1 protein-coding gene is annotated in these 260 nt (G+C 24.6%); it reads right to left on the minus strand.

The window, feature by feature from the left end; all coding sequences use genetic code 11:
* Nucleotides 1-260 (minus strand): hypothetical protein (locus FE394_RS19785; protein ID WP_319928001.1); only part of this gene is annotated, 260 nt, incomplete at both ends.

Below are 260 nucleotides of genomic sequence, written 5' to 3' on the forward strand. Positions count from 1 at the left end.
GATTTATCCTTATTCTTTTCTTCATAAAATCTTATAGCCAATTCTTCAGTATAATCTTGTATGTATTTCCATAGATTTTGTTTTTCAAAATATGGAATCGCGTCTAACATGACTTTTTCTAATTGTTCAGTAGATAATTTATTGTTTAATGCTTGTAAAAATAAGAAATGAATTTTATATTCTTGGTTACAAACATTTAGCCCTTTTTCAATATATGTGTTTACTGTATTTGTTTGTTTTAACTTGTAATATTCTTGTGC

Source organism: Xenorhabdus littoralis, from assembly GCF_033949345.1.
Taxonomy (GTDB): domain Bacteria; phylum Pseudomonadota; class Gammaproteobacteria; order Enterobacterales; family Enterobacteriaceae; genus Xenorhabdus; species Xenorhabdus littoralis.